Source organism: Bartonella sp. CM31XJBT (genome assembly GCF_028618555.1).
GTDB lineage: Bacteria > Pseudomonadota > Alphaproteobacteria > Rhizobiales > Rhizobiaceae > Bartonella.
Window position 1 is genome coordinate 1 of the sequence record NZ_JAQITD010000070.1, and the last position, 1,371, is coordinate 1,371.

2 protein-coding genes are annotated in these 1,371 nt (G+C 33.6%); both read left to right on the forward strand.

The features are described from left to right. Window positions 1-313: 313 nt before the first annotated feature. Entirely contained in the window at window positions 314-457 is a 144-nt protein-coding gene (locus PVV63_RS10190; protein ID WP_273791753.1) for a TrwH protein, read from the forward strand. After that, on the forward strand, window positions 454-1,206 hold the full coding sequence (locus PVV63_RS10195) for a type IV secretion system protein (RefSeq protein ID WP_273791754.1): 753 nt from the start codon (window positions 454-456) through the stop codon (window positions 1,204-1,206). Before PVV63_RS10190 ends, PVV63_RS10195 begins: the two co-directional genes overlap by 4 nt. Window positions 1,207-1,371: the final 165 nt, after the last annotated feature.

The following is a 1,371-nucleotide window of genomic DNA, read 5'->3' on the forward strand; positions in this document are numbered from 1 at the left end:
CTCAAACTATCAAGCGTTGCCAATTCTCTCGCAAAAGGCATTACATTTGGACATCTATGGAGACATAGAAACTAGATGAGATAAAAAGCAATGGTCCCCGTAACAGACGCCCTTAATACCCATATGACAAAATAACAAGGATATCCAATCCTACAGTAAAAAATATTCGCACTGAAATTGAGCTGTTTTTATAAATTAAAATGGAATAAAAAAGTAAAATAATTACACACAACGTACTTTACTTTATGTTCAAAATAATAATAATGACAACAAATATCAGGATGTATATAACAATAAAAAGAGTCATATTAAAATGAAGTCGATCATTCTTGTAATTTTGATTGCAAACCTTTTATCGGCTTGTGTATTAGCACCAAAGCTAAAACAGCCAAATGATAGGAACCGGGTGCCTATTAATAAAACAATCCCTGCCGAAATTAAGCGAGGAGACAGATGAAAAAGCGATTTATTATAACAGGAATGATCACCCTTTTGGGAATGATAAATTTAACTCTAACGTCTAACTTTAGTTGGGGTTCTGGAGCTCAAGGTTCAACTGTCCAAACTCCTCCCCCTTTTCCAGAAGCAGAATATCTGAAAATTATTGATTTGTTAAAACAACAAATTAAAGCAAACGAAGACCAGATCGAAAACACGAAAAAAGTCTATCAGTCTATAACAGGAAATAAACAAATAATACCACAAAAGTTATCGAATTTTTTATTAGAATATTCGCCTTTTTACCCACCTACCCACAAAACATACACGGGTTTATATGGGAAAAACTTCGAAGCTTTTGGTTATTTCGAACTGCTTATGACTCAAATTAAAGGAGAGGAGTGGAGAGCCCTCCTCTCGGAGACACAACATAAGATAATATACGATATACTTAATAAGCGTCTTAAATATAGTGGAGTTATCGATAAAGCTGTAAGTTTGCAAGCTTTCCAAGATGCAGAGAACCGCTTTACACAAATTGCCGATTTCTTAAAAGATATAGATAAAACAAAAGATCTGAGAGAAGTTTTCGAGCTGCAAACACGTATCAGAAACATGTCAGCGGTACTCCAAAATGAATATACAAAGCTACAAATGGTCAGAAATTTAAGCAGTAATGAAGAGTTTCTTATCGAAATGCAAAAACGTATATTGTATAAAAAAATTATGAACAATGCCCTCAAACATGTGCCTCAAATAAGATTTTAGCCACTAAAGCTCTTTACAAGATTTGCTTTTTTTTCATGAAAACAAAAGCCAATGTAGAAGGTTCAGTACTATCCGAACAATTCAAAGAGGCACAGAGATTTTATCAAAGCCAAGATATCGTAATGAAAACATTTAGGTAATGTATAAATGCGAATAACGCGTTTA